At 53.5% G+C, this 19611-nt stretch carries 18 protein-coding genes, 2 tRNA genes, 1 rRNA gene and 2 pseudogenes; 6 read left to right on the forward strand and 17 right to left on the reverse strand.

The features are described 5' to 3' along the window. Window positions 1-32: 32 nt before the first annotated feature. Together rhlB and gppA are read left to right on the forward strand one after the other, a co-directional pair. The gene (gene rhlB, locus J4650_RS20705) at window positions 33-1298 is read left to right on the forward strand and encodes an ATP-dependent RNA helicase RhlB (RefSeq protein WP_000047524.1); all 1266 of its coding nucleotides are present in this window, start codon (window positions 33-35) and stop codon (window positions 1296-1298) included. 118 nt (window positions 1299-1416) lie between these two features. Then, entirely contained in the window at window positions 1417-2898 is a 1482-nt protein-coding gene (gene gppA / locus J4650_RS20710) for a guanosine-5'-triphosphate,3'-diphosphate diphosphatase (protein WP_001089447.1), read from the forward strand. Window positions 2899-2937: 39 nt separating this feature from the next. Here gppA and rep read toward each other — a convergent pair whose 3' ends face one another. From rep to J4650_RS22995, 3 genes and pseudogenes are all read right to left on the reverse strand, one after another. After that, a complete protein-coding gene (gene rep, locus J4650_RS20715) occupies window positions 2938-4962 on the reverse strand; it encodes a DNA helicase Rep (RefSeq protein ID WP_124235002.1) in 2025 nt (674 codons plus the stop codon). A 99-nt stretch (window positions 4963-5061) separates the two neighbouring features. Beyond that, window positions 5062-5214, reverse strand: a pseudogene (locus J4650_RS20720) (nicotinamide riboside transporter PnuC); the annotation flags it as partial. Next, window positions 5190-5306, reverse strand: a pseudogene (locus J4650_RS22995) (Crp/Fnr family transcriptional regulator); the annotation flags it as partial. The pseudogenes J4650_RS22995 and J4650_RS20720, both read right to left, overlap by 25 nt. Window positions 5307-5499: 193 nt before the next feature. On the opposite strand from J4650_RS22995, the gene ppiC reads away from it, so the two are divergent. Beyond that, complete coding sequence (ppiC, locus tag J4650_RS20725) at window positions 5500-5781, forward strand: peptidylprolyl isomerase PpiC (protein ID WP_001096806.1); 282 nt, start codon at window positions 5500-5502, stop codon at window positions 5779-5781. A 93-nt stretch (window positions 5782-5874) separates the two neighbouring features. On the opposite strand, the gene ilvC is transcribed toward ppiC, so the two are convergent. Further along, on the reverse strand, window positions 5875-7350 hold the full coding sequence (gene ilvC, locus J4650_RS20730) for a ketol-acid reductoisomerase (RefSeq protein ID WP_000024943.1): 1476 nt from the start codon (window positions 7348-7350) through the stop codon (window positions 5875-5877). 163 nt (window positions 7351-7513) lie between these two features. On the opposite strand from ilvC, the gene ilvY reads away from it, so the two are divergent. Further along, window positions 7514-8401, forward strand: a complete 888-nt coding sequence (ilvY, locus tag J4650_RS20735) for an HTH-type transcriptional activator IlvY (protein WP_000365798.1) — start codon at window positions 7514-7516, stop codon at window positions 8399-8401. 2 nt (window positions 8402-8403) lie between these two features. Here ilvY and J4650_RS20740 read toward each other — a convergent pair whose 3' ends face one another. The 9 genes from J4650_RS20740 to ilvL form a co-directional block, all read right to left on the reverse strand. After that, window positions 8404-8745 (reverse strand): helix-turn-helix domain-containing protein, encoded by a 342-nt coding sequence (locus J4650_RS20740; RefSeq protein WP_000560824.1) that lies wholly within the window; start codon window positions 8743-8745, stop codon window positions 8404-8406. Further along, window positions 8742-9059 (reverse strand): type II toxin-antitoxin system RelE/ParE family toxin, encoded by a 318-nt coding sequence (locus J4650_RS20745; protein WP_023994053.1) that lies wholly within the window; start codon window positions 9057-9059, stop codon window positions 8742-8744. The genes J4650_RS20740 and J4650_RS20745 overlap by 4 nt, the downstream gene beginning before the upstream one ends. A 281-nt stretch (window positions 9060-9340) precedes the next feature. Next, a complete protein-coding gene (ilvA, locus tag J4650_RS20750) occupies window positions 9341-10885 on the reverse strand; it encodes a threonine ammonia-lyase, biosynthetic (protein WP_001524959.1) in 1545 nt (514 codons plus the stop codon). A gap of 2 nt (window positions 10886-10887) precedes the next feature. Then, a complete protein-coding gene (ilvD, locus tag J4650_RS20755; RefSeq protein ID WP_023994054.1) occupies window positions 10888-12738 on the reverse strand; it encodes a dihydroxy-acid dehydratase in 1851 nt (616 codons plus the stop codon). Window positions 12739-12897: 159 nt separating this feature from the next. Beyond that, entirely contained in the window at window positions 12898-13827 is a 930-nt protein-coding gene (gene ilvE / locus J4650_RS20760) for a branched-chain-amino-acid transaminase (protein ID WP_000208532.1), read from the reverse strand. A gap of 17 nt (window positions 13828-13844) precedes the next feature. Continuing rightward, window positions 13845-14108, reverse strand: coding sequence for an acetolactate synthase 2 small subunit (gene ilvM, locus J4650_RS20765; protein WP_000983260.1), 264 nt, complete (start codon window positions 14106-14108; stop codon window positions 13845-13847). Then, window positions 14105-15751 (reverse strand): acetolactate synthase 2 catalytic subunit, encoded by a 1647-nt coding sequence (gene ilvG / locus J4650_RS20770; RefSeq protein ID WP_001012555.1) that lies wholly within the window; start codon window positions 15749-15751, stop codon window positions 14105-14107. Before ilvG ends, ilvM begins: the two co-directional genes overlap by 4 nt. A 2-nt stretch (window positions 15752-15753) precedes the next feature. Then, on the reverse strand, window positions 15754-15804 hold the full coding sequence (ilvX, locus tag J4650_RS20775) for a peptide IlvX (RefSeq protein WP_192930503.1): 51 nt from the start codon (window positions 15802-15804) through the stop codon (window positions 15754-15756). Between the two features lie 86 nt (window positions 15805-15890). Further along, on the reverse strand, window positions 15891-15989 hold the full coding sequence (ilvL, locus tag J4650_RS20780; protein ID WP_001311244.1) for an ilv operon leader peptide: 99 nt from the start codon (window positions 15987-15989) through the stop codon (window positions 15891-15893). Window positions 15990-16340: 351 nt separating this feature from the next. On the opposite strand from ilvL, the gene J4650_RS20785 reads away from it, so the two are divergent. Beyond that, window positions 16341-17861 carry a YifB family Mg chelatase-like AAA ATPase gene (locus tag J4650_RS20785; protein WP_023994477.1) on the forward strand — a complete coding sequence of 507 codons (1521 nt, stop codon included), beginning with the start codon at window positions 16341-16343 and terminating at the stop codon, window positions 17859-17861. A gap of 24 nt (window positions 17862-17885) precedes the next feature. On the opposite strand, the gene maoP is transcribed toward J4650_RS20785, so the two are convergent. After that, window positions 17886-18224 carry a macrodomain Ori organization protein MaoP gene (maoP, locus tag J4650_RS20790; protein WP_000840996.1) on the reverse strand — a complete coding sequence of 113 codons (339 nt, stop codon included), beginning with the start codon at window positions 18222-18224 and terminating at the stop codon, window positions 17886-17888. A gap of 106 nt (window positions 18225-18330) precedes the next feature. Here maoP and hdfR point away from each other — a divergent pair, with 106 nt between their 5' ends. Then, window positions 18331-19179 carry an HTH-type transcriptional regulator HdfR gene (hdfR, locus tag J4650_RS20795; RefSeq protein ID WP_001541181.1) on the forward strand — a complete coding sequence of 283 codons (849 nt, stop codon included), beginning with the start codon at window positions 18331-18333 and terminating at the stop codon, window positions 19177-19179. 100 nt (window positions 19180-19279) lie between these two features. On the opposite strand, the gene J4650_RS20800 is transcribed toward hdfR, so the two are convergent. The 3 genes from J4650_RS20800 to rrf all read right to left on the reverse strand — a co-directional run bounded on the left by J4650_RS20800 (window position 19280) and on the right by rrf (window position 19609). Continuing rightward, window positions 19280-19355 (reverse strand) — tRNA-Trp (locus J4650_RS20800). A gap of 8 nt (window positions 19356-19363) precedes the next feature. Continuing rightward, window positions 19364-19440 (reverse strand) — tRNA-Asp (locus tag J4650_RS20805). Window positions 19441-19493: 53 nt separating this feature from the next. Then, a 5S ribosomal RNA gene (rrf, locus tag J4650_RS20810) occupies window positions 19494-19609 on the reverse strand. Between the last annotated feature and the right edge of the window lie 2 nt (window positions 19610-19611).

Here is a 19611-nt window from a genome sequence, read left to right on the forward strand (position 1 = left end):
AAAGCAATAGTAAGCTGATATTCTACCACACTATGAGCAAAACACATTTAACAGAACAGAAGTTTTCCGACTTCGCCCTGCACCCACAGGTGGTTGAAGCCCTTGAAAAAAAAGGGTTTTATAATTGTACGCCCATTCAGGCACTGGCCCTTCCGCTAACGCTGGCGGGTCGTGACGTTGCAGGGCAGGCGCAAACCGGTACCGGGAAAACGATGGCGTTTCTGACGTCAACGTTTCATTATTTACTTTCTCATCCCGCGATCGACGATCGCAAGGTGAACCAGCCGCGCGCGCTGATCATGGCGCCGACGCGTGAATTAGCCGTACAAATTCACGCAGACGCGGAGCCGTTGGCGCAAGCGACAGGCTTAAAATTAGGCCTGGCTTACGGCGGCGATGGTTACGACAAGCAGCTTAAAGTGCTGGAAAGCGGCGTTGATATTCTTATTGGTACGACGGGCCGACTGATCGACTACGCCAAACAAAACCACATTAACCTCGGCGCCATTCAGGTCGTCGTACTCGATGAAGCCGATCGCATGTACGATTTGGGCTTTATTAAAGATATCCGCTGGCTGTTCCGTCGTATGCCGCCGGCTGCGCAGCGTCTGAACATGTTGTTCTCCGCCACCCTGTCTTATCGGGTTCGCGAGCTGGCGTTTGAACAGATGAACAACGCCGAATATGTTGAAGTGGAACCGGAGCAAAAGACCGGCCACCGCATTAAAGAAGAGCTTTTCTACCCCTCTAATGAAGAGAAAATGCGTTTACTGCAAACGCTGATCGAAGAAGAGTGGCCGGATCGCGCCATTATTTTCGCCAACACCAAGCATCGTTGCGAAGATATCTGGGGACATCTGGCGGCAGATGGCCATCGTGTTGGTCTGCTGACCGGCGACGTCGCGCAGAAAAAGCGCCTGCGGATTCTGGATGAGTTCACCCGCGGCGATCTGGATATTCTTGTGGCGACCGATGTCGCGGCGCGCGGGTTGCATATCCCCGCCGTAACGCACGTCTTTAACTACGATCTGCCAGACGATTGTGAAGACTATGTTCACCGTATCGGTCGTACCGGTCGCGCTGGCGCCAGCGGACATTCCATCAGCCTGGCTTGCGAAGAGTATGCGCTGAATCTGCCCGCTATTGAGAGCTATATCGGCCACTCGATTCCGGTCAGCAAATACAATCCGGAAGCGCTCATGAACGATCTGCCCAAGCCGTTGCGCCTGACGCGTGCGCGTCCTGGCAATGGTCCGCGCCGCGCTGGCGCTCCGCGTAATCGTCGTCGTTCAGGTTAAGAAAAGTTATGCCATACACAAAATCATTTAGCCTGTATCAAGGCGGCAAGAAAACAAATCCCGATGAGCTTAGGAAGAGTACGCAGCCAACATGGATACAGGTTGAAGGATGAAGTGTATGAATTCCACCTCGTTGTATGCCGCCATTGATCTCGGTTCCAATAGTTTTCATATGCTGGTCGTGCGCGAGGCGGCGGGAAGCATCCAGACGCTGACCCGAATAAAACGCAAGGTGCGTCTGGCCGCGGGTCTGAACAACGACAACCACCTTTCAGCCGAAGCGATGGAACGCGGCTGGCAATGCCTGCGTCTGTTTGCTGAACGTTTGCAGGATATCCCGCAGCCACAAATCCGCGTGGTTGCCACCGCAACATTGCGTCTCGCCGTCAATGCAGGTGAATTTATCGCGAAAGCGCAGACTATCCTTGGTTGTCCGGTGCAGGTTATCAGCGGCGAAGAAGAGGCGCGGCTAATTTATCAGGGGGTCGCTCATACCACCGGCGGCGCAGATCAGCGACTGGTGGTGGATATCGGCGGCGCCAGCACTGAACTGGTTACCGGCACTGGCGCGCAAACCACGTCGCTGTTTAGCCTGTCGATGGGCTGCGTAACGTGGCTTGAACGCTATTTTAGCGATCGTAATCTGGCGCAAGAAAATTTTGATGATGCGGAGAAAGCCGCGCGCGATGTGCTGCGTCCGGTCGCCGATGAACTGCGTTTTCATGGCTGGAAGGTCTGCGTGGGTGCCTCCGGCACCGTACAGGCATTGCAGGAAATCATGATGGCGCAGGGGATGGACGAGCGCATTACGCTCGCCAAACTGCAGCAGCTAAAACAACGCGCGATACAGTGCGGGCGTCTGGAAGAGCTGGAAATCGAAGGCCTGACGCTGGAGCGCGCGCTGGTTTTCCCAAGCGGACTGGCTATTCTGATCGCGATATTTACCGAGCTGAACATCCAGAGCATGACGCTGGCAGGCGGCGCGTTACGCGAAGGGCTGGTGTATGGGATGTTGCATCTGGCGGTAGATCAGGATATCCGCAGCCGCACGCTGCGAAACATTCAGCGTCGGTTTATCGTCGATACCGATCAGGCGAATCGCGTGGCGAAGCTGGCAGATAACTTCCTCAAACAGGTAGAAAATGCCTGGCATATTGAGCCTATCAGTCGTGAACTGTTGCTGAGCGCTTGCCAGTTGCATGAGATCGGTCTGAGCGTTGATTTTAAACAGGCGCCCTATCATGCCGCCTATTTAGTACGCCATTTGGATCTGCCTGGCTATACGCCCGCGCAGAAAAAATTGCTCGCCACCCTCTTACTGAACCAGACCAATCCGGTCGATCTCTCTTCGCTTCATCAGCAAAACGCGGTACCGCCCCGTGTTGCGGAACAGCTATGCCGTTTGCTGCGCCTGGCGATTCTTTTTGCCGGTCGCCGTCGTGACGATCTGGTACCAGAAATTACGCTACAGGCGCTAAATGAAAATCTGACGTTAACCTTGCCTGGCGACTGGCTGGCACATCACCCGCTGGGTAAAGAGTTGATTGATCAGGAAAGCCAGTGGCAAAGCTATGTACACTGGCCGCTGGACGTTCGCTAACCATCGTCTGATTGCCGGATGACGCTTCGCTTATCCGGCCTACGATTTCGCTCGCTTTGCCGCCATCATGGCTTTCAGATTAGCCAGGTGACTTTGCCCTTTTTGCATTCGCTCCTCAGCGCTTACCACTTTGCGCTCCTGCTCCCAGATTAAATCATCCTGCGGCAGTTCTAACAAGAAGCGACTGGGTTCCGGGCGCACCAGCTCCCCATACTGACGGCGCTCTTTACATAATGTAAAGGTGAGCTCTTTCTGCGCGCGAGTGATCCCGACATAGGCCAGCCGACGCTCTTCCTCAATATTATCTTCGTCAATGCTGCTTTGATGCGGCAAAAATCCTTCTTCCATTCCCACCATATAGACATACGGGAATTCCAGTCCTTTCGACGCATGAAGCGTCATCAACTGTACCTGATCCAGCTCTTCTTCGCTCTCGCCACGCTCCATCATATCGCGCAGCGTAAAGCGTGTAACCACCTGGGTCAGCGTCATCGGCTCATCGAGTTCGTTACCTTCCAGCATCTCAGTCATCCAGCTAAAGAGCTGGTTAACGTTTTTCATACGCATTTCCGCCGCTTTGGGGCTCGGCGAGGTTTCGTACAACCAGGATTCATAGTCAATACCGTGGATGAGATCGCGCACGGCGGCGACAGGCTCGCGTTCGGCCAGACTCTGGATTTCCCCCAACCAGTGGGTAAAACGCGTCAATGAATCGTAACCACGCCCGGTCAGCTTTTGGCTAAGCCCCATATCAAAGCTGGCGGTAAACAGGCTTTTATTACGCGTCATTGCCCATTCACCCAGCTTTTGTAGAGTGGCCGGACCGATTTCGCGTTTTGGCGTATTCACGATGCGCAGGAAAGCGCTGTCATCATCCGGGTTGGTCAACACCCGCAGGTAGGCCAGCAGGTCTTTAATCTCCGGACGGGAGAAGAATGAGGTGCCGCCGGAAATTTTGTACGGAATGCGGTTCTGCATGAGGAATTTTTCAAATACCCGCGACTGATGATTCCCGCGATACAGAATGGCGTAATCCTTGTACTGGGTCTTGTTCACAAAGTGATGGGCAATCAGTTCGCCGGTAACGCGCTCAGCTTCATGCTCTTCATTGTTTGCGCTTAACACTTTGAGTTCCGCGCCGTAACCGAGCTCGGAAAAGAGGCGCTTTTCAAAGACGTGCGGATTGTTGGCGATGAGAATATTCGCCGCTTTCAGGATGCGGCCCGAAGAACGATAGTTTTGCTCCAGCTTAATCACCTGCAGCGCCGGAAAATCCTGGCTCAGTAACACCAGGTTTTGCGGACGCGCCCCGCGCCAGGAGTAGATAGACTGATCGTCATCGCCTACGACCGTAAAGCGCGCGCGTTGCCCGACCAGCAGCTTAACCAACTCATACTGGCTGGTGTTAGTATCCTGATATTCATCCACCAGCAGATAACGAATTTTATTCTGCCAGCGCTCGCGCACCTCGTCATTGCGTTGCAGCAGCAGCGTCGGCAGCAAAATCAAATCATCAAAATCGAGAACGTTACATGCCTTCATATGGGCGTCGTAAAGCCCGTAGCAGTGGGCAAAAATACGATCGCGTTCACCTTTCGCCCCCGCCGCTGCCTGTGCAGGCGTTTTGAGATCGTTTTTCCAGTTGGAGATCGTGGAGATCAGCTGTTGCAACAGAACCTTGTCGTCTTCGATCAGGCCTTCGGTCAGCTCTTTGAGCAAGGCGACCTGGTCGGTATCGTCAAACAATGAAAAGTTCGATTTCATCCCCAGCGCAGCGTACTCGCGCTTAATAATATCCAGCCCTAGCGTATGAAAGGTGGAGATCATCAAACCGCGCGCTTCCTTACGGCCGAGCGTCTGCCCGACGCGTTCTTTCATTTCGCGCGCTGCCTTGTTGGTAAACGTCACCGCCGCAATATGCCGGGCCTGATAGCCGCATCCGCGGATCAGGTGGGCGATTTTATTGGTAATTACGCGAGTTTTACCAGAACCCGCTCCTGCCAGCACCAGGCAGGGTCCGGTGACGAATTCGACAGCGTGTTGTTGGCCGGGATTTAAACGCATGGGAATAGTGCTCAATCTTCGAACGGGGGAGGGATTGTAGCAGAAAGCGAGGCCCAGAGAAGACCAGGCTGCCTTTTCAGGCAGCCAGGAAAAGGTCAATCAGCAGGCTCTGGCGGCAAGCGGCGTATAGCCATTACGCTGTGCGCTCTTGATCCAACTGAAAGAACCCATTAACGCGATCGCCGTCAGCAGAACATACTCAAGCGACATCGCATAAACGCCCTGTACTGCATGATTTCCAACGGGCAGTATTTGAGTAATTCATAGAGCACTGGGTCGCGTACGACCTGGCGTAGCCCTAAAAGCCAGTCGTCTGGAAATTCTGCGTTTTTCATTATGTCCATGGTATCTCGCCCCTTGTCAGAAAGGACAGGACCGCCGTCCCGCGCATCCGAAATACGCCCGCTAAAAATGCCGCTTATCTCCCGGTTCATTAAATCAGGCGGGACATCTGTCCTGTAATGGCGAAGAGTATATGTCTGACGGCCTAAGGAGTGATAAAGTGACGGCCAATCTTTGCGACGTGAGAACACAATAATGGCAAAAATGGCAGCAGCACTGCATATTCTTGTAAAAGAAGAGAAACTGGCTTTAGATCTTCTGGAGCAAATTAAAAACGGCGGCGATTTTGAGAAGCTGGCGAAGAAGCATTCTATCTGCCCATCCGGTAAAAAAGGCGGTCATTTAGGCGAATTTCGTCAGGGCCAGATGGTTCCGGCATTCGATAAAGTAGTCTTTTCCTGCCCGGTACTGGAGCCAACCGGCCCGCTGCATACTCAGTTCGGTTACCACATCATTAAAGTATTGTATCGCAAATAAAAAGCCGGGTGGCGGCTACGCCTTACCCGGCCTACATCGTCTGCTTGATTTTGTAGGTCGGGTAAGCGCTAGCGCCACCCAACACTGCCTACATTAACCCGCTACCGCAATGCGTTTCATATCCGTCATATAGCCGCGCAGTTTCTTACCTACCTGCTCAATCGCATGACTACGAATCGCGTCGTTCACGTCGCGAAGCTGTGCGTTGTCTACCGCGCCTTCCGGGATAGCACTACCCAGATCGCCCGGTTGCAATTCCGCCATAAACGGTTTCAGCAGCGGTACGCAAGCGTAAGAGAACAGGTAGTTACCGTATTCTGCGGTATCGGAGATAACTACGTTCATTTCGTACAGACGCTTACGGGCGATGGTGTTCGCGATCAGCGGTAGCTCGTGCAGTGATTCGTAGTAAGCGGATTCTTCGATGATGCCGGAATCGACCATGGTTTCGAACGCCAGCTCAACGCCCGCTTTCACCATCGCGATCATCAGCACGCCTTTATCGAAGTACTCCTGCTCGCCGATTTTACCTTCAAACTGCGGTGCGGTTTCGAACGCGGTTTTTCCGGTCTCTTCACGCCAGGTCAGCAGTTTCTTATCGTCGTTAGCCCAGTCAGCCATCATGCCGGAAGAGAATTCGCCGGAGATGATGTCATCCATGTGTTTCTGGAACAGCGGCGCCATGATCTCTTTCAGCTGTTCGGACAGCGCGTAAGCACGCAGTTTCGCCGGGTTAGACAGACGGTCCATCATCAGGGTGATGCCGCCCTGCTTCAGCGCTTCGGTGATGGTTTCCCAGCCGAACTGAATCAGTTTTTCGGCGTATGCCGGGTCGGTGCCTTCTGCCACCAGCTTGTCGAAACACAGCAGAGAACCGGCCTGCAGCATACCGCACAGAATAGTCTGCTCGCCCATCAGGTCAGATTTCACTTCCGCAACGAAAGAAGATTCCAGTACGCCCGCACGGTGACCGCCGGTGGCCGCAGCCCAGGCTTTCGCAATCGCCATGCCTTCGCCTTTCGGGTCGTTTTCCGGGTGAACGGCGATCAGCGTCGGCACGCCGAAACCACGTTTGTACTCTTCGCGCACTTCGGTGCCCGGACACTTCGGCGCTACCATCACCACGGTGATGTCTTTACGGATCTGCTCGCCCACTTCCACGATATTGAAGCCGTGGGAGTAGCCCAGCGCCGCGCCGTCTTTCATCAGCGGCTGTACGGAGCGCACCACGTCGGAGTGCTGTTTGTCCGGCGTAAGGTTAACCACCAGGTCAGCTTGCGGGATCAGCTCTTCGTAGGTGCCTACTTTGAAGCCGTTTTCGGTCGCTTTACGCCAGGAGGCGCGCTTCTCAGCAATAGCTTCTTTACGCAGGGCGTAGGAAATATCCAGACCGGAGTCACGCATGTTCAGGCCCTGGTTCAGACCCTGAGCGCCACAGCCGACGATGACCACTTTTTTACCCTGCAGGTAGCTCGCGCCGTCGGCGAATTCGTCGCGGCCCATAAAGCGACATTTACCCAGCTGCGCCAGCTGCTGGCGCAGATTCAGTGTATTAAAGTAGTTAGCCATGATGGTGTACTCCGTGATGTTGTGTGTCGCGCTTATTGTTCGGTTTACAGATTGCTATCTGTGCGAATGAACCCACATTACAACAGGAAATTTATTGCGGAAATTGATATATTCACAACGTTATGTTGCGGTTTATGCAACGTCAAAAACCGGAGGTCTGTCTGTGGATTTACGCGATCTAAAAACCTTCCTGCATCTGGCGGAAAGCCGCCACTTTGGCCGCAGCGCGCGGGCGATGCACGTCAGCCCCTCCACGCTCTCCCGGCAGATCCAGCGGCTGGAAGAAGATCTCGGCCAGCCGCTGTTTGTGCGTGATAACCGCACCGTCACGCTGACCGAAGCGGGTGAAGAGCTGCGAGTGTTTGCCCAACAGACGCTTTTGCAATATCAGCAGTTGCGCCATACCCTCGATCAGCAGGGGCCATCCCTTTCCGGCGAACTGCATATTTTCTGCTCGGTGACCGCGGCATACAGTCATCTGCCGCCGATCCTCGACCGTTTTCGCGCCGAACACCCTTCTGTTGAAATCAAATTGACGACCGGAGACGCCGCCGATGCGATGGAAAAGGTGGTAACGGGAGAAGCGGACCTGGCAATCGCCGGCAAACCAGAAACGCTGCCTGGCGCGGTGGCGTTTTCGATGCTGGAGAATCTGGCAGTGGTGCTGATCGCCCCGGCGCTGCCCTGCCCGGTGCGCAATCAGGTTTCGGTTGATAAGCCCGACTGGTCGACGGTGCCGTTTATCATGGCCGATCAGGGGCCGGTACGCCGCCGCATTGAGCTGTGGTTTCGCCGCCATAAAATCAGCAATCCGCAGATTTACGCTACCGTCGGCGGTCACGAAGCGATGGTCTCAATGGTGGCGCTGGGCTGCGGCGTGGCGCTGCTGCCGGAAGTGGTGCTGGAAAACAGCCCGGAGCCGGTGCGCAACCGGGTAATGATTTTAGAACGTAGTGATGAAAAAACGCCGTTTGAGCTTGGCGTCTGCGCGCAAAAAAAGCGGCTGCATGAGCCGCTAATTGATGCGTTCTGGAAAATTTTACCGAATTAGTTTTACGGCCCTACCATTACCCGAACAGGCTTCCCAATACGGCTAAGCATATTCACCAGAGCATCAATGGTGAATTTGCTGCATTTCTTGTTGACGACATCCGAAACGCGCGGTCGGGATATATGCAAAACTGTAGCAACCTCGGCTTGCTTCATCTGGTTTTGCGTAATCCAGAGGGTAATTTCTTCCATTAACTGTTGTTTAATGGCTAACGTGTTTTCGATTTCATTCAGGGAATCAGCGTAAAACTTTTCTGCGTCCTGCTTATGAAACCCCAAATCAGCAAAAACATTACCGCCAGATGGCGTCACATGGCGAATATCACTATCAGTTTTGGCAATCACAAGCTGTTTCTCCGTTGTTGCACCACCCGGTTATAACGCGTTCTGGCGATGTTTTTATCATGCTGACTGGTTTGTTGCGTCTGTTTTTGGAAACTATGCAAAACGTAGAGTGCTTCTTCAAACTTAGCGACATACATAACGCGATAGATACCATTGTTGTCACGAATCCGAATTTCATTTACCCCAGCCCCAATTTCTGAAAACGGTTTCCAGTCATCGGGTTCAATTCCATATTGAATTTTATGAGGCTGATAACCGACTGCTTTACGTACCGTTATGGGAAAAGCCAGGAGATCCTCCAGAGAAGATCCCACCCATCGAATTTCTTTTCATTGGAGAGAGCTCGGGTGAGTAACATACCACTCTTGTGTATAAAATTTTATACATTGCTTTTAACAGGTGCAAATGATGGCGGTGCTAACGATATGGTGAGCCGAGTTTCACCACAAGCAGATTGGGCGCCTTCTGGAAAACGTCTCGCAAAATGAAATGAGTGGATGCTCCGGGCTGGCAGAAAAGCCCAATAACTGAGGGAAGATAATATCTGGATATCAGGCCCACTTTACTTTGTGGGCCCGAAAAACTAAACGCTGAATTAACCCGCCAGAAAGAACCGGAACGCCGGGTTATTGCTCTCATCATGGCATTCATAGCCCAGCTCATGCAGCCGGGTTTCGAAATCCGGCTCATGATCGCCTAACTCGAACGCCGCCAGCACGCGGCCATAATCGGTACCGTGGCTACGGTAATGGAATAGCGAAATATTCCAGTGCGTGCCAAGCGTATGCAGGAATTTGAGCAACGCGCCGGGCGACTCCGGAAATTCGAAACTATACAAACGCTCCTGTAATGGCTTGGAGGGGCGTCCGCCGACCATATAGCGCACATGCAGCTTCGCCATTTCATCGTCGGAGAGATCCACTACGCTATAACCGCCGTCGCACAGTTGGGTGATAATCTCTTTTCGCTCCTCCAGCCCCTGACTGACGCGTACGCCAACAAAAATACAGGCATTTTTCGCGTCGGCAAAACGGTAGTTAAATTCGGTGACCATACGCCCGCCAAGCAACTGGCAGAATTTGAGAAAGCTCCCCTTTTCTTCCGGAATGGTCACCGCCAGTAACGCTTCGCGCTGTTCCCCCAGCTCGCAGCGTTCAGACACATAGCGCAAGCCGTGGAAGTTGACGTTGGCGCCGGAAAGGACGTGCGCCAGGCGTTCGCCGCGAATATTGTGCTGGGCGATATATTTCTTCATCCCCGCCAGCGCCAGCGCGCCGGACGGCTCCGCCACCGCACGCACATCTTCAAACAGATCTTTCATCGCCGCGCAGATAGCGTCGCTATCCACGGTGACAATATCATCAAGGTATTCCTGACACAGCCGGAACGTTTCGTCGCCGATGCGTTTTACCGCTACGCCTTCAGCAAACAACCCAACGCGCGGGAGATCCACTGGATGACCGGCTTCCAACGCCGCTTTCAGGCAGGCGGAATCCTCCGCTTCGACGGCGATAACTTTGATTTGCGGCATCAATTGTTTGATCAGTACTGCTACGCCCGCCGCCAGGCCGCCGCCGCCAACCGGCACAAAGACACGATCGAGATGCGAATCCTGCTGAAGCAGTTCCAGCGCCAGCGTGCCCTGCCCGGCGATCACCATTGGGTGATCAAACGGCGGCACCCAGGTAAAACCCTGCTGCTGCGCCAGTTCAATAGCTTTCGCTTTCGCTTCATCAAAATTAGCGCCGTGCAACAGCACTTCGCCGCCAAAACCGCGTACCGCATCGACTTTAATATCCGCCGTTGCTTTTGGCATGACGATCAGCGACTTCACGCCAAGCCGCGCGGAGGAGAACGCCACGCCCTGCGCATGATTGCCCGCCGACGCGGTAATCACGCCGTGGGCTTTTTGTTCTTCGGTCAATCCGGCCATCATCGCGTAAGCGCCGCGCAGCTTAAAGCTATGTACCGGCTGCCGGTCTTCGCGTTTGACGAGAATAACGTTGTCCAGACGTGACGAGAGCTTTTCCATTTTTTGCAGCGGCGTCACCTGCGCCGCTTCGTATACTGGCGCGCGTAGCACCGCGCGCAGATACTCCGCCCCTTCCGGCGCGACTGACAGTGGTTGAGATTCCGCCATCATCAACCTCCCAGTTTCGATTTATCGCGCACCGCGCCTTTATCGGCGCTGGTCGCCAGGCTGGCGTAGGCACGCAGGGCAAACGAAACCTGACGCTGACGATTTTTCGGCGTCCAGGCTTTGTCGCCACGAGCTTCCTGCGCCTCGCGGCGTGCGGCGATTTCAGCCTCACTCAACTGCAACTGAATGCTGCGGTTCGGGATATCAATCGCAATAGTGTCGCCATCTTCAATCAACGCAATAGTGCCGCCGCTGGCCGCTTCCGGCGAAACGTGGCCAATAGAGAGACCGGAAGTCCCGCCGGAAAAACGCCCATCGGTGATGAGCGCGCAGGCTTTGCCCAGCCCCATCGACTTCAGGAAACTGGTCGGATAGAGCATTTCCTGCATTCCCGGCCCGCCTTTCGGCCCTTCGTAGCGGATCACGACTACATCGCCTTCCACTACTTTGCCGCCGAGAATCGCCTCTACCGCCTCATCCTGACTTTCATACACTTTCGCCGGGCCGGTGAATTTAAGGATGCTGTCATCGACGCCCGCGGTTTTAACGATGCAGCCGTTTTCGGCGAAGTTGCCATACAGCACCGCCAGACCGCCGTCTTTGCTATAGGCATATTCCAGCGAGCGGATGCAACCCGCTGCGCGGTCGTCATCCAGCGAATCCCAGCGACAATCCTGCGAGAACGCCTGAGTAGTACGGATACCGGCAGGGCCAGCACGGAACATTTTTTTAACCGCTTCGTCCTGCGTAACCGTGATGTCGTACTGTTCCAGCGTTTGCGGCAGCGTCAGGCCTAATACGTTTTTCACGTTGCGGTTCAGCAGCCCGGCGCGATCCAGCTCGCCTAAAATACCCAGCACACCGCCGGCACGGTGAACATCTTCCATATGGTATTTCTGGGTACTTGGCGCCACTTTACACAGCTGCGGCACCTTGCGGGACAGCTTGTCGATATCACTCATGGTGAAGTCGATTTCCGCTTCCTGCGCCGCCGCCAGTAGATGCAGAACGGTATTGGTCGAACCGCCCATCGCAATATCCAGCGTCATGGCGTTTTCAAACGCGGCTTTGCTGGCGATGTTACGCGGCAGTGCACTTTCGTCATCCTGCTCGTAATAGCGTTTAGTCAGTTCAACAATCCGCTTACCGGCATTGAGGAACAACTGCTTCCGGTCAGCGTGGGTTGCCAGCAGTGAGCCGTTGCCCGGCTGCGACAGGCCCAGCGCTTCGGTCAGGCAGTTCATGGAATTAGCGGTAAACATGCCGGAGCAGGAGCCGCAGGTTGGACAGGCGGAACGCTCCACCTGGTTACTTTGATCGTCAGAGACTTTCGGGTCCGCGCCCTGAATCATGGCATCAACCAGATCCAGCTTGATAATTTTGTCTGAAAGCTTGGTTTTCCCGGCTTCCATCGGTCCGCCGGAGACAAAGATCACCGGAATATTCAGGCGCAGCGAGGCCATGAGCATCCCTGGGGTGATTTTGTCACAGTTGGAAATACACACCATCGCGTCAGCGCAGTGAGCGTTCACCATGTACTCAACAGAGTCGGCGATCAGCTCGCGAGACGGCAGTGAATAGAGCATACCCCCGTGCCCCATGGCGATCCCGTCATCCACGGCAATAGTGTTGAACTCTTTCGCCACCCCGCCGGAAGCTTCAATCTGTTCGGCGACCAGCTTACCGAGATCGCGCAGATGAACGTGACCCGGCACAAACTGAGTGAATGAGTTCACCACGGCGATAATCGGTTTGCCAAAATCACTGTCGGTCATTCCGGTGGCGCGCCACAGCGCGCGGGCACCCGCCATATTACGACCATGGGTGGTGGTGGCGGAACGGTACTTAGGCATGCTTTATTTACTCCCCATCTTTTCCCTTCATACTTCACGCCACAGGTGCGTTGGCTGCCTCACTCACCCCAGTCACTTACTACAGTAAGCCCTGGGGATTCGCTGCGTTGCCGCCTTCCTGTGACGCAAATTATTTTGGGAAAATATTAATTTTATTTATTATGAATTTACCGGATCCAACCAGCCCCATTTATCCTCGGTTTCTCCAGTGAAGAGACCAAAGAAGGCTTGTTGAATACGCTTGGTAACAGGGCCGCAACGGCCTTCACCTACCTGGATACCATCAACGCTGCGTACCGGAGTAATTTCTGCCGCGGTTCCGGACATAAACACTTCGTCGGCCAGATACAGCGATTCACGGGACAGCACCTGCTCGCGCACTTCAATACCCAGCTCTTTCGCCAGTTTGATGATCGCGTCGCGAGTAATGCCTGGCAGCGCGGAAGAGGTAAACGGCGGAGTAAACAGCACGCCATCTTTTACCTCAAACAGGTTTTCGCCTGCGCCTTCGGAGATATAGCCGTTTACATCCAGGGCGATGCCTTCCTGATAGCCGTGGCGGCGCGCTTCGCTACCCACCAGCAGTGAGGAGAGGTAGTTACCGCCCGCTTTCGCAGCGGTTGGAATGGTGTTCGGCGCAGCGCGATTCCAGGAAGAAACCATCGCATCGATCCCCTGATCCAGCGCTTCGGCGCCCAGGTATGCCCCCCACGGGAACGCGGCGATGATGACGTCAGTGGTGTATCCCGGGGGCGGGTTAACGCCCATACCGACATCGCCTACAAATACCAACGGACGGATATAGGCGCTGGTCAGGTTGTTTTTGCGGATCACTTCGCGGCAGGCTTCCATCAGCTCATCAATACTCTGGGAAACCGGAAAACGATAAATTTTTGCTGAGTCGCGCAGACGCTGCATATGTTCACGATGACGAAACACTACCGGGCCTTTGTGAGAGTCGTAGCACCGAATCCCTTCAAATACCGACGTACCGTAGTGCAGCGCGTGAGACATTACGTGAACCTTCGCGTCTTCCCAGCGCACCATCTCGCCATTGAACCAAATGTAATCAGCTTTTTTCGTCGTCATTTTTCTTCCTTTTGCGCTCAGGCGCGGATTTGTTGTGATGTGGCAGCGCTCTGGCAGATTGCGACATGCGCAACATCTACCAGTTTACTTAACTGACTAAACAGTAAGTCGACCGACCGGGGACTGGCAACGGTCAATTCAATATTTATATTCTGCGCATCGGTCGCGGCTTCCATATTCATGGAGCACACCTGAAAACCACGATGGCGCACCACGCGTAAAACACGTTCTAAGGTTTCTGGATTAAAGCGTGCCGATACATTGACCTGATGTTGCATCATGATAATTTCTCCAGCATTTCAGAGTTACTGGCGCCAGGCGGCACCAACGGCCAGACATTTTCAAGTTCGTCGATTGAGACGTGAAGCAGGTACGGCCCTTCGCTTGCCAACATCGTGTCGAGTGCCGCTTCAACCTGGTCTTTACGAGTAATGTGCTGGCCTGGAATGCCGAAGGCGCTGGCCAGCATGAGGAAATCGGGGTTATCGGTCAGGGTGGTTTCGCTATATCGCTCCTGGAAAAACAGTTGCTGCCATTGTCGAACCATCCCTAACCGCTGGTTGTCGAGTAAGACTATCTTCAACGGTAACTGCTTGCGTTTTACGGTGCCCAACTCCTGAACATTCATCATGAAGGAGCCGTCACCGGAGATACAGATAACGGTATCATTCGGTCGCGCTACCTGCGCGCCAACGGCCGCCGGTAAGCCGAATCCCATCGTCCCCAGACCGCTGGAAGTGATGAAGTTCTCCGGGCGGGTGTAAGTCATATGCTGGGCTGACCACATCTGATGCTGCCCAACATCCGTCGTCACCACGCTGTCTGCGGGTTTGCGTTCCGACAATTGCTTCAACAACAACGGCGCATAGATAGTCTCGCCAGGATGGTCATAGCGCCAGGCGTGTTCTGCGCGCAGCTCTGCACAGGACTGACGCCATGCGTCGATCTTCAGCGGTTGCTGTAATGCCGGCAACAGCGAATTTAAATCGCCCTGCAACGCGACGTGTGCCTGACGCAGTTTGTTCATTTCCGCCGGGTCGATATCCATATGGATTACGCTGGCGTTCGGCGCAAACGTATTCAGCTTACCGGTCACCCGGTCATCAAAACGTGCACCCACTGCGATCAGTAAATCACACCCTTGCACCGCGAAATTAGCCGCTTTAGTACCGTGCATTCCCAGCATGCCCAGATAGTACGGATAATCAGCTTCAACAGCCCCCAGCCCTTTCAGCGTGCAGGTAACTGGCATTTGCGTTACCGCGATAAATTTACGCAGCGCCGGAACCGCCTGCGCCATACCAACACCACCGCCGACGTACAGCATGGGTTTTTTCGCCTGTTCCAGCATCTGGCGCGCCTGTTCAACATCAGCCTGCGGGAAGGTCGCTTCGTTAGCAACGGTAGTAAACCAGGGTTCCAGCTCACCGCTGGCCAACTGGATATCTTTCGGGATATCCACCAGAACCGGGCCAGGACGGCCAGCGTTGGCGACTTCAAAAGCCTCCGCCATGATACGAGGCAGCTCTGCCAGCGACTGCACCAGGAAGCTGTGTTTGGTACAGGCCAGCGACAGGCCTAACACATCCACCTCCTGGAACGCATCAGTGCCGATGAACGGGGCGGAAACCTGACCCGTGATCGCGACGACGGGGACCGAATCTAACAACGCATCCGCCAGGCCAGTGATCAGGTTAGTGGCGCCAGGGCCGGAAGTGGCGATACAAACACCGGTTTTGCCGGTAGAACGGGCATAACCGATTGCCGCCATTGCCGCACCCTGTTCGTGTCGGCACAACAAATGCTCCACACCACCGTCATACAACGCGTCGTAAACCGGCATAATTGCGCCGCCAGGATAACCAAATACGGTTTTCACCCCCTGCGCTCGCAAAGCATGTACCACCCACTGTGCCCCGTTCATAGTTACATCCCCGTCGTAAATCTTGAGAAACAGAATTTTATGCTGTTATTCACGCTCTGCTCCTCGCTTAAGTTTTTCAGGCCAAAAAAAACCCCCGAACCTTTCGGTGCGGGGGTCTTAGTTCGTTAAGGCTTGATTTCTAAGCCTTTCCTCGTCCAAGTGCAGCCCCGCACGGTGGGATAATAATCACCACCACGCTAATCACGACCAGGCTAATCACTCGTAGAAGGGCTGTCATTTTTGTCTATTCTTGCATCTTGTTCGAAGGAATACCTAAAGAGTTACCATAGGTTTTGCCAATAGCACAAGATATTTTTTTAACCACGTTTCAGATAATGCAGGTGAATGCCTAAAAGGGCTTTGTTTTTTATAAGAAAAATTAGCAACTGAAAAATTTTCACGTTTTCCTCCCCCTTTTGGCGCGCTTTACACCCTGTTTTCCTTCTTTTCGCTTCTACGAGCGTTCTTCCAGTTTGATGTTTCTTACCTGAAAATGACGCCAAAATTCAGGAAGCAGCCGCTAAAAAACAAAAAGTCAGTAATTCTATTTTCTCTTCTATCCCGCATAATCCACGTAACAGGAGGGATTATGTCACTGGCGATTGTTCATACTCGCGCCGCACTTGGCGTCAATGCGCCGCCTATCACTATAGAGGTGCATATCAGTAATGGATTACCGGGATTAACCATGGTTGGCCTACCGGAAACCACGGTAAAAGAGGCGCGTGACCGGGTACGTAGTGCGATTATTAATAGCGGATATGAATTTCCGGCTAAAAAAATAACCATTAACCTTGCTCCAGCCGATCTACCGAAAGAGGGTGGAAGGTATGACCTGCCTATTGCTGTTGCGCTTCTGGCCGCGTCTGAGCAGCTTACAGCGTCGAATCTTGAGGCATATGAGCTGGTGGGTGAGTTAGCGCTTACAGGCGCATTACGCGGCGTTCCTGGCGCAATATCAAGTGCAACGGAAGCCATCAGGGCCGGCAGAAATATTATCGTCGCAACAGAGAACGCGGCGGAGGTTGGGCTTATCAGCAAAGAAGGATGTTTTATCGCCGATCATCTACAAACCGTCTGCGCCTTTCTGGAAGGGAAACACGCCCTGGAAAGACCTTTAGCTCAGGATATGGCATCGCCTACCGCAACTGCCGATCTTCGCGATGTGATCGGTCAGGAGCAGGGTAAACGCGGCCTGGAGATTACAGCGGCAGGGGGACATAATCTGCTATTGATCGGCCCGCCGGGTACGGGTAAAACCATGCTGGCCAGTCGACTGAGCGGGATTCTTCCACCATTAAGCAATGAGGAGGCGTTGGAAAGCGCCGCGATCCTCAGTCTGGTTAATGCCGATACGGTACAAAAACGATGGCAGCAACGCCCCTTTCGCTCACCTCATCATAGCGCCTCACTTACTGCTATGGTCGGCGGCGGCGCAATACCCGCCCCGGGAGAGATATCGCTGGCGCACAACGGAATTTTGTTCCTTGATGAATTGCCTGAATTTGAGCGACGCACACTGGATGCGCTACGTGAACCTATAGAATCCGGCCAAATTCATTTATCCCGTACCAGAGCGAAAATAACGTACCCTGCCAGGTTCCAGTTAATCGCCGCAATGAATCCGAGCCCGACCGGACATTATCAGGGAAACCATAATCGCTGCACGCCAGAACAGACACTACGTTACCTTAATAGGTTGTCAGGCCCGTTTCTTGATCGTTTTGACCTTTCGCTTGAGATACCGCTTCCTCCGCCCGGGATTCTTAGCCAACACGCCTCAAAGGGTGAGAACAGCGCTACGGTAAAAAAGCGGGTCATCGCCGCCCATGAACGGCAGTACCGACGCCAGAAGAAGTTAAACGCGCGTCTGGAGGGTCGCGAAATCCAAAAATACTGTGTTTTGCATCACGATGACGCCCGCTGGCTTGAAGACACGATGGTGCATCTTGGATTATCCATTCGCGCCTGGCAGCGTTTACTAAAAGTGGCCAGAACCATTGCCGACATAGAACTGGCTGACCAGATCTCACGTCAGCATTTGCAGGAAGCGGTAAGCTATCGGGCGATAGACAGGTTGTTAATTCATTTGCAAAAGCTGTTGGCGTAAAAAAAGGGCATTACGCCCTTTTTATTAATCATCAGCTTCGGTGTAGTCTTCTGCGCCTTCAACTTGCGGCTTGCCGCCAGACAAGGTGTGGAAGCGTTTTGGACGCTTGATACGCGTCATATACTTGGACCAGACGCGTTCTGCATCCGTTACCGGCTCGCGTTCACCGCGACATACCGCTACAAACAGCTTCTCTTCTTCAGTCACAGGCTCACGCTTGCCAAGATCCAGATCATTAAAGGCATGACCATGACGCTCAAGCAGTTGTGCCTCTTTAATCGTGAAATCACCGTGACGAGAGAATCCACGTGGATAATGTTTATTGTCAAAATATCGATTAGTCGTCGTAAAGCTTTCCGCCATCCTGCACGCTCCTAATTCTTTGTCTGAGCTATTTATGGCGCGGAGTATTAGTTACGCTTGACAGAGTGTAAAACAAAACATTTAAATCATAACGACAAATAATTTTGTGGAGAGCACAGTGGATACGGAATTGTTAAAAACTTTCCTGGAAGTTAGCCGGACACGCCATTTCGGGCGGGCCGCAGAAGCACTTTACCTGACGCAATCCGCGGTGAGCTTTCGTATCAGGCAACTGGAGAATCAACTGGGCGTAAACCTTTTTACACGGCACAGAAACAATATCCGTTTAACCACGGCTGGCGAAAAACTTTTACCGTATGCGGAAACGCTGATGAATACGTGGCAGGCGGCACGTAAAGAGGTGGCGCATACCTCACGCCATAACGAGTTTTCCATCGGCGCCAGCGCGTCTTTATGGGAGTGTATGCTTAACGCCTGGCTGGGGCGACTGTACCAACTACAGGAGCCACAAAGCGGCCTGCAATTCGAAGCCAGAATCGCTCAACGGCAATCGCTTGTGAAGCAACTTCATGAACGCCAGCTTGATCTCCTCATTACTACCGAAGCGCCCAAAATGGATGAGTTCAGCAGTCAGCTGTTAGGGCACTTCACTTTGGCGTTATATTGCAGCAGCCCTGCCCGTAAGAAATCAGAACTCAATTATCTGCGGCTGGAGTGGGGCCCAGACTTCCAACAGCATGAAACCGGGCTGATCGCAGCAGATGAAGTGCCGGTATTAACAACCAGCTCAGCCGAACTCGCCCGACAGCAGCTTAGCGCATTAAATGGCTGTAGCTGGCTTCCTGTAAACTGGGCAAATGAAAAGGGCGGATTACATACCGTTGCCGACAGCGCAACGCTTTCACGGCCGCTATACGCCATTTGGCTGCAAAACAGCGATAAATACTCGCTGATCTGCGATCTGTTAAAAACGGATGTGCTGGATGAACAATGAAAATGATGAAAAGAAAAGGAAGGGAACTCACGATTACCTGATCAGATAATCAGGTAATTTTAGGCAAAAAAAATCCTTAGCAGATGCTAAGGATTATTTCTGGCAGGGGCGGAGAGACTCGAACTCCCAACACCCGGTTTTGGAGACCGGTGCTCTACCAATTGAACTACGCCCCTAATTAGGGTGGCGGAACGGACGGGACTCGAACCCGCGACCCCCTGCGTGACAGGCAGGTATTCTAACCAACTGAACTACCGCTCCACCGAATTCTTTTACAACCACCAGTCTATGACCGGCTTACTGCTTAATTTGATGCCTGGCAGTTCCCTACTCTCGCATGGGGAGACCCCACACTACCATCGGCGCTACGGCGTTTCACTTCTGAGTTCGGCATGGGGTCAGGTGGGACCACCGCGCTAGTGCCGCCAGGCA

It is taken from the genome of Salmonella sp. 32120201201600049SM (assembly GCF_017572835.1).
GTDB lineage: Bacteria > Pseudomonadota > Gammaproteobacteria > Enterobacterales > Enterobacteriaceae > Salmonella > Salmonella enterica.

Excerpts from the sequence above, each read along its gene's own strand:
- ilvD (WP_023994054.1), bottom strand. The coding sequence starts at position 12,738 with ATGCCTAAGTACCGTTCCGCCACCACCACCCATGGTCGTAATATGGCG.
- ilvA (WP_001524959.1), bottom strand. The coding sequence starts at position 10,885 with ATGGCGGAATCTCAACCACTGTCAGTCGCGCCGGAAGGGGCGGAGTAT.
- ilvC (WP_000024943.1), bottom strand. The coding sequence starts at position 7,350 with ATGGCTAACTACTTTAATACACTGAATCTGCGCCAGCAGCTGGCGCAG.
- gppA (WP_001089447.1), top strand. The coding sequence starts at position 1,417 with ATGAATTCCACCTCGTTGTATGCCGCCATTGATCTCGGTTCCAATAGT.
- ilvE (WP_000208532.1), bottom strand. The coding sequence starts at position 13,827 with ATGACGACGAAAAAAGCTGATTACATTTGGTTCAATGGCGAGATGGTG.
- J4650_RS20785 (WP_023994477.1), top strand. The coding sequence starts at position 16,341 with ATGTCACTGGCGATTGTTCATACTCGCGCCGCACTTGGCGTCAATGCG.
- rep (WP_124235002.1), bottom strand. The coding sequence starts at position 4,962 with ATGCGTTTAAATCCCGGCCAACAACACGCTGTCGAATTCGTCACCGGA.
- rhlB (WP_000047524.1), top strand. The coding sequence starts at position 33 with ATGAGCAAAACACATTTAACAGAACAGAAGTTTTCCGACTTCGCCCTG.
- ilvM (WP_000983260.1), bottom strand. The coding sequence starts at position 14,108 with ATGATGCAACATCAGGTCAATGTATCGGCACGCTTTAATCCAGAAACC.
- ilvG (WP_001012555.1), bottom strand. The coding sequence starts at position 15,751 with ATGAACGGGGCACAGTGGGTGGTACATGCTTTGCGAGCGCAGGGGGTG.
- maoP (WP_000840996.1), bottom strand. The coding sequence starts at position 18,224 with ATGGCGGAAAGCTTTACGACGACTAATCGATATTTTGACAATAAACAT.
- ilvL (WP_001311244.1), bottom strand. The coding sequence starts at position 15,989 with ATGACAGCCCTTCTACGAGTGATTAGCCTGGTCGTGATTAGCGTGGTG.
- ppiC (WP_001096806.1), top strand. The coding sequence starts at position 5,500 with ATGGCAAAAATGGCAGCAGCACTGCATATTCTTGTAAAAGAAGAGAAA.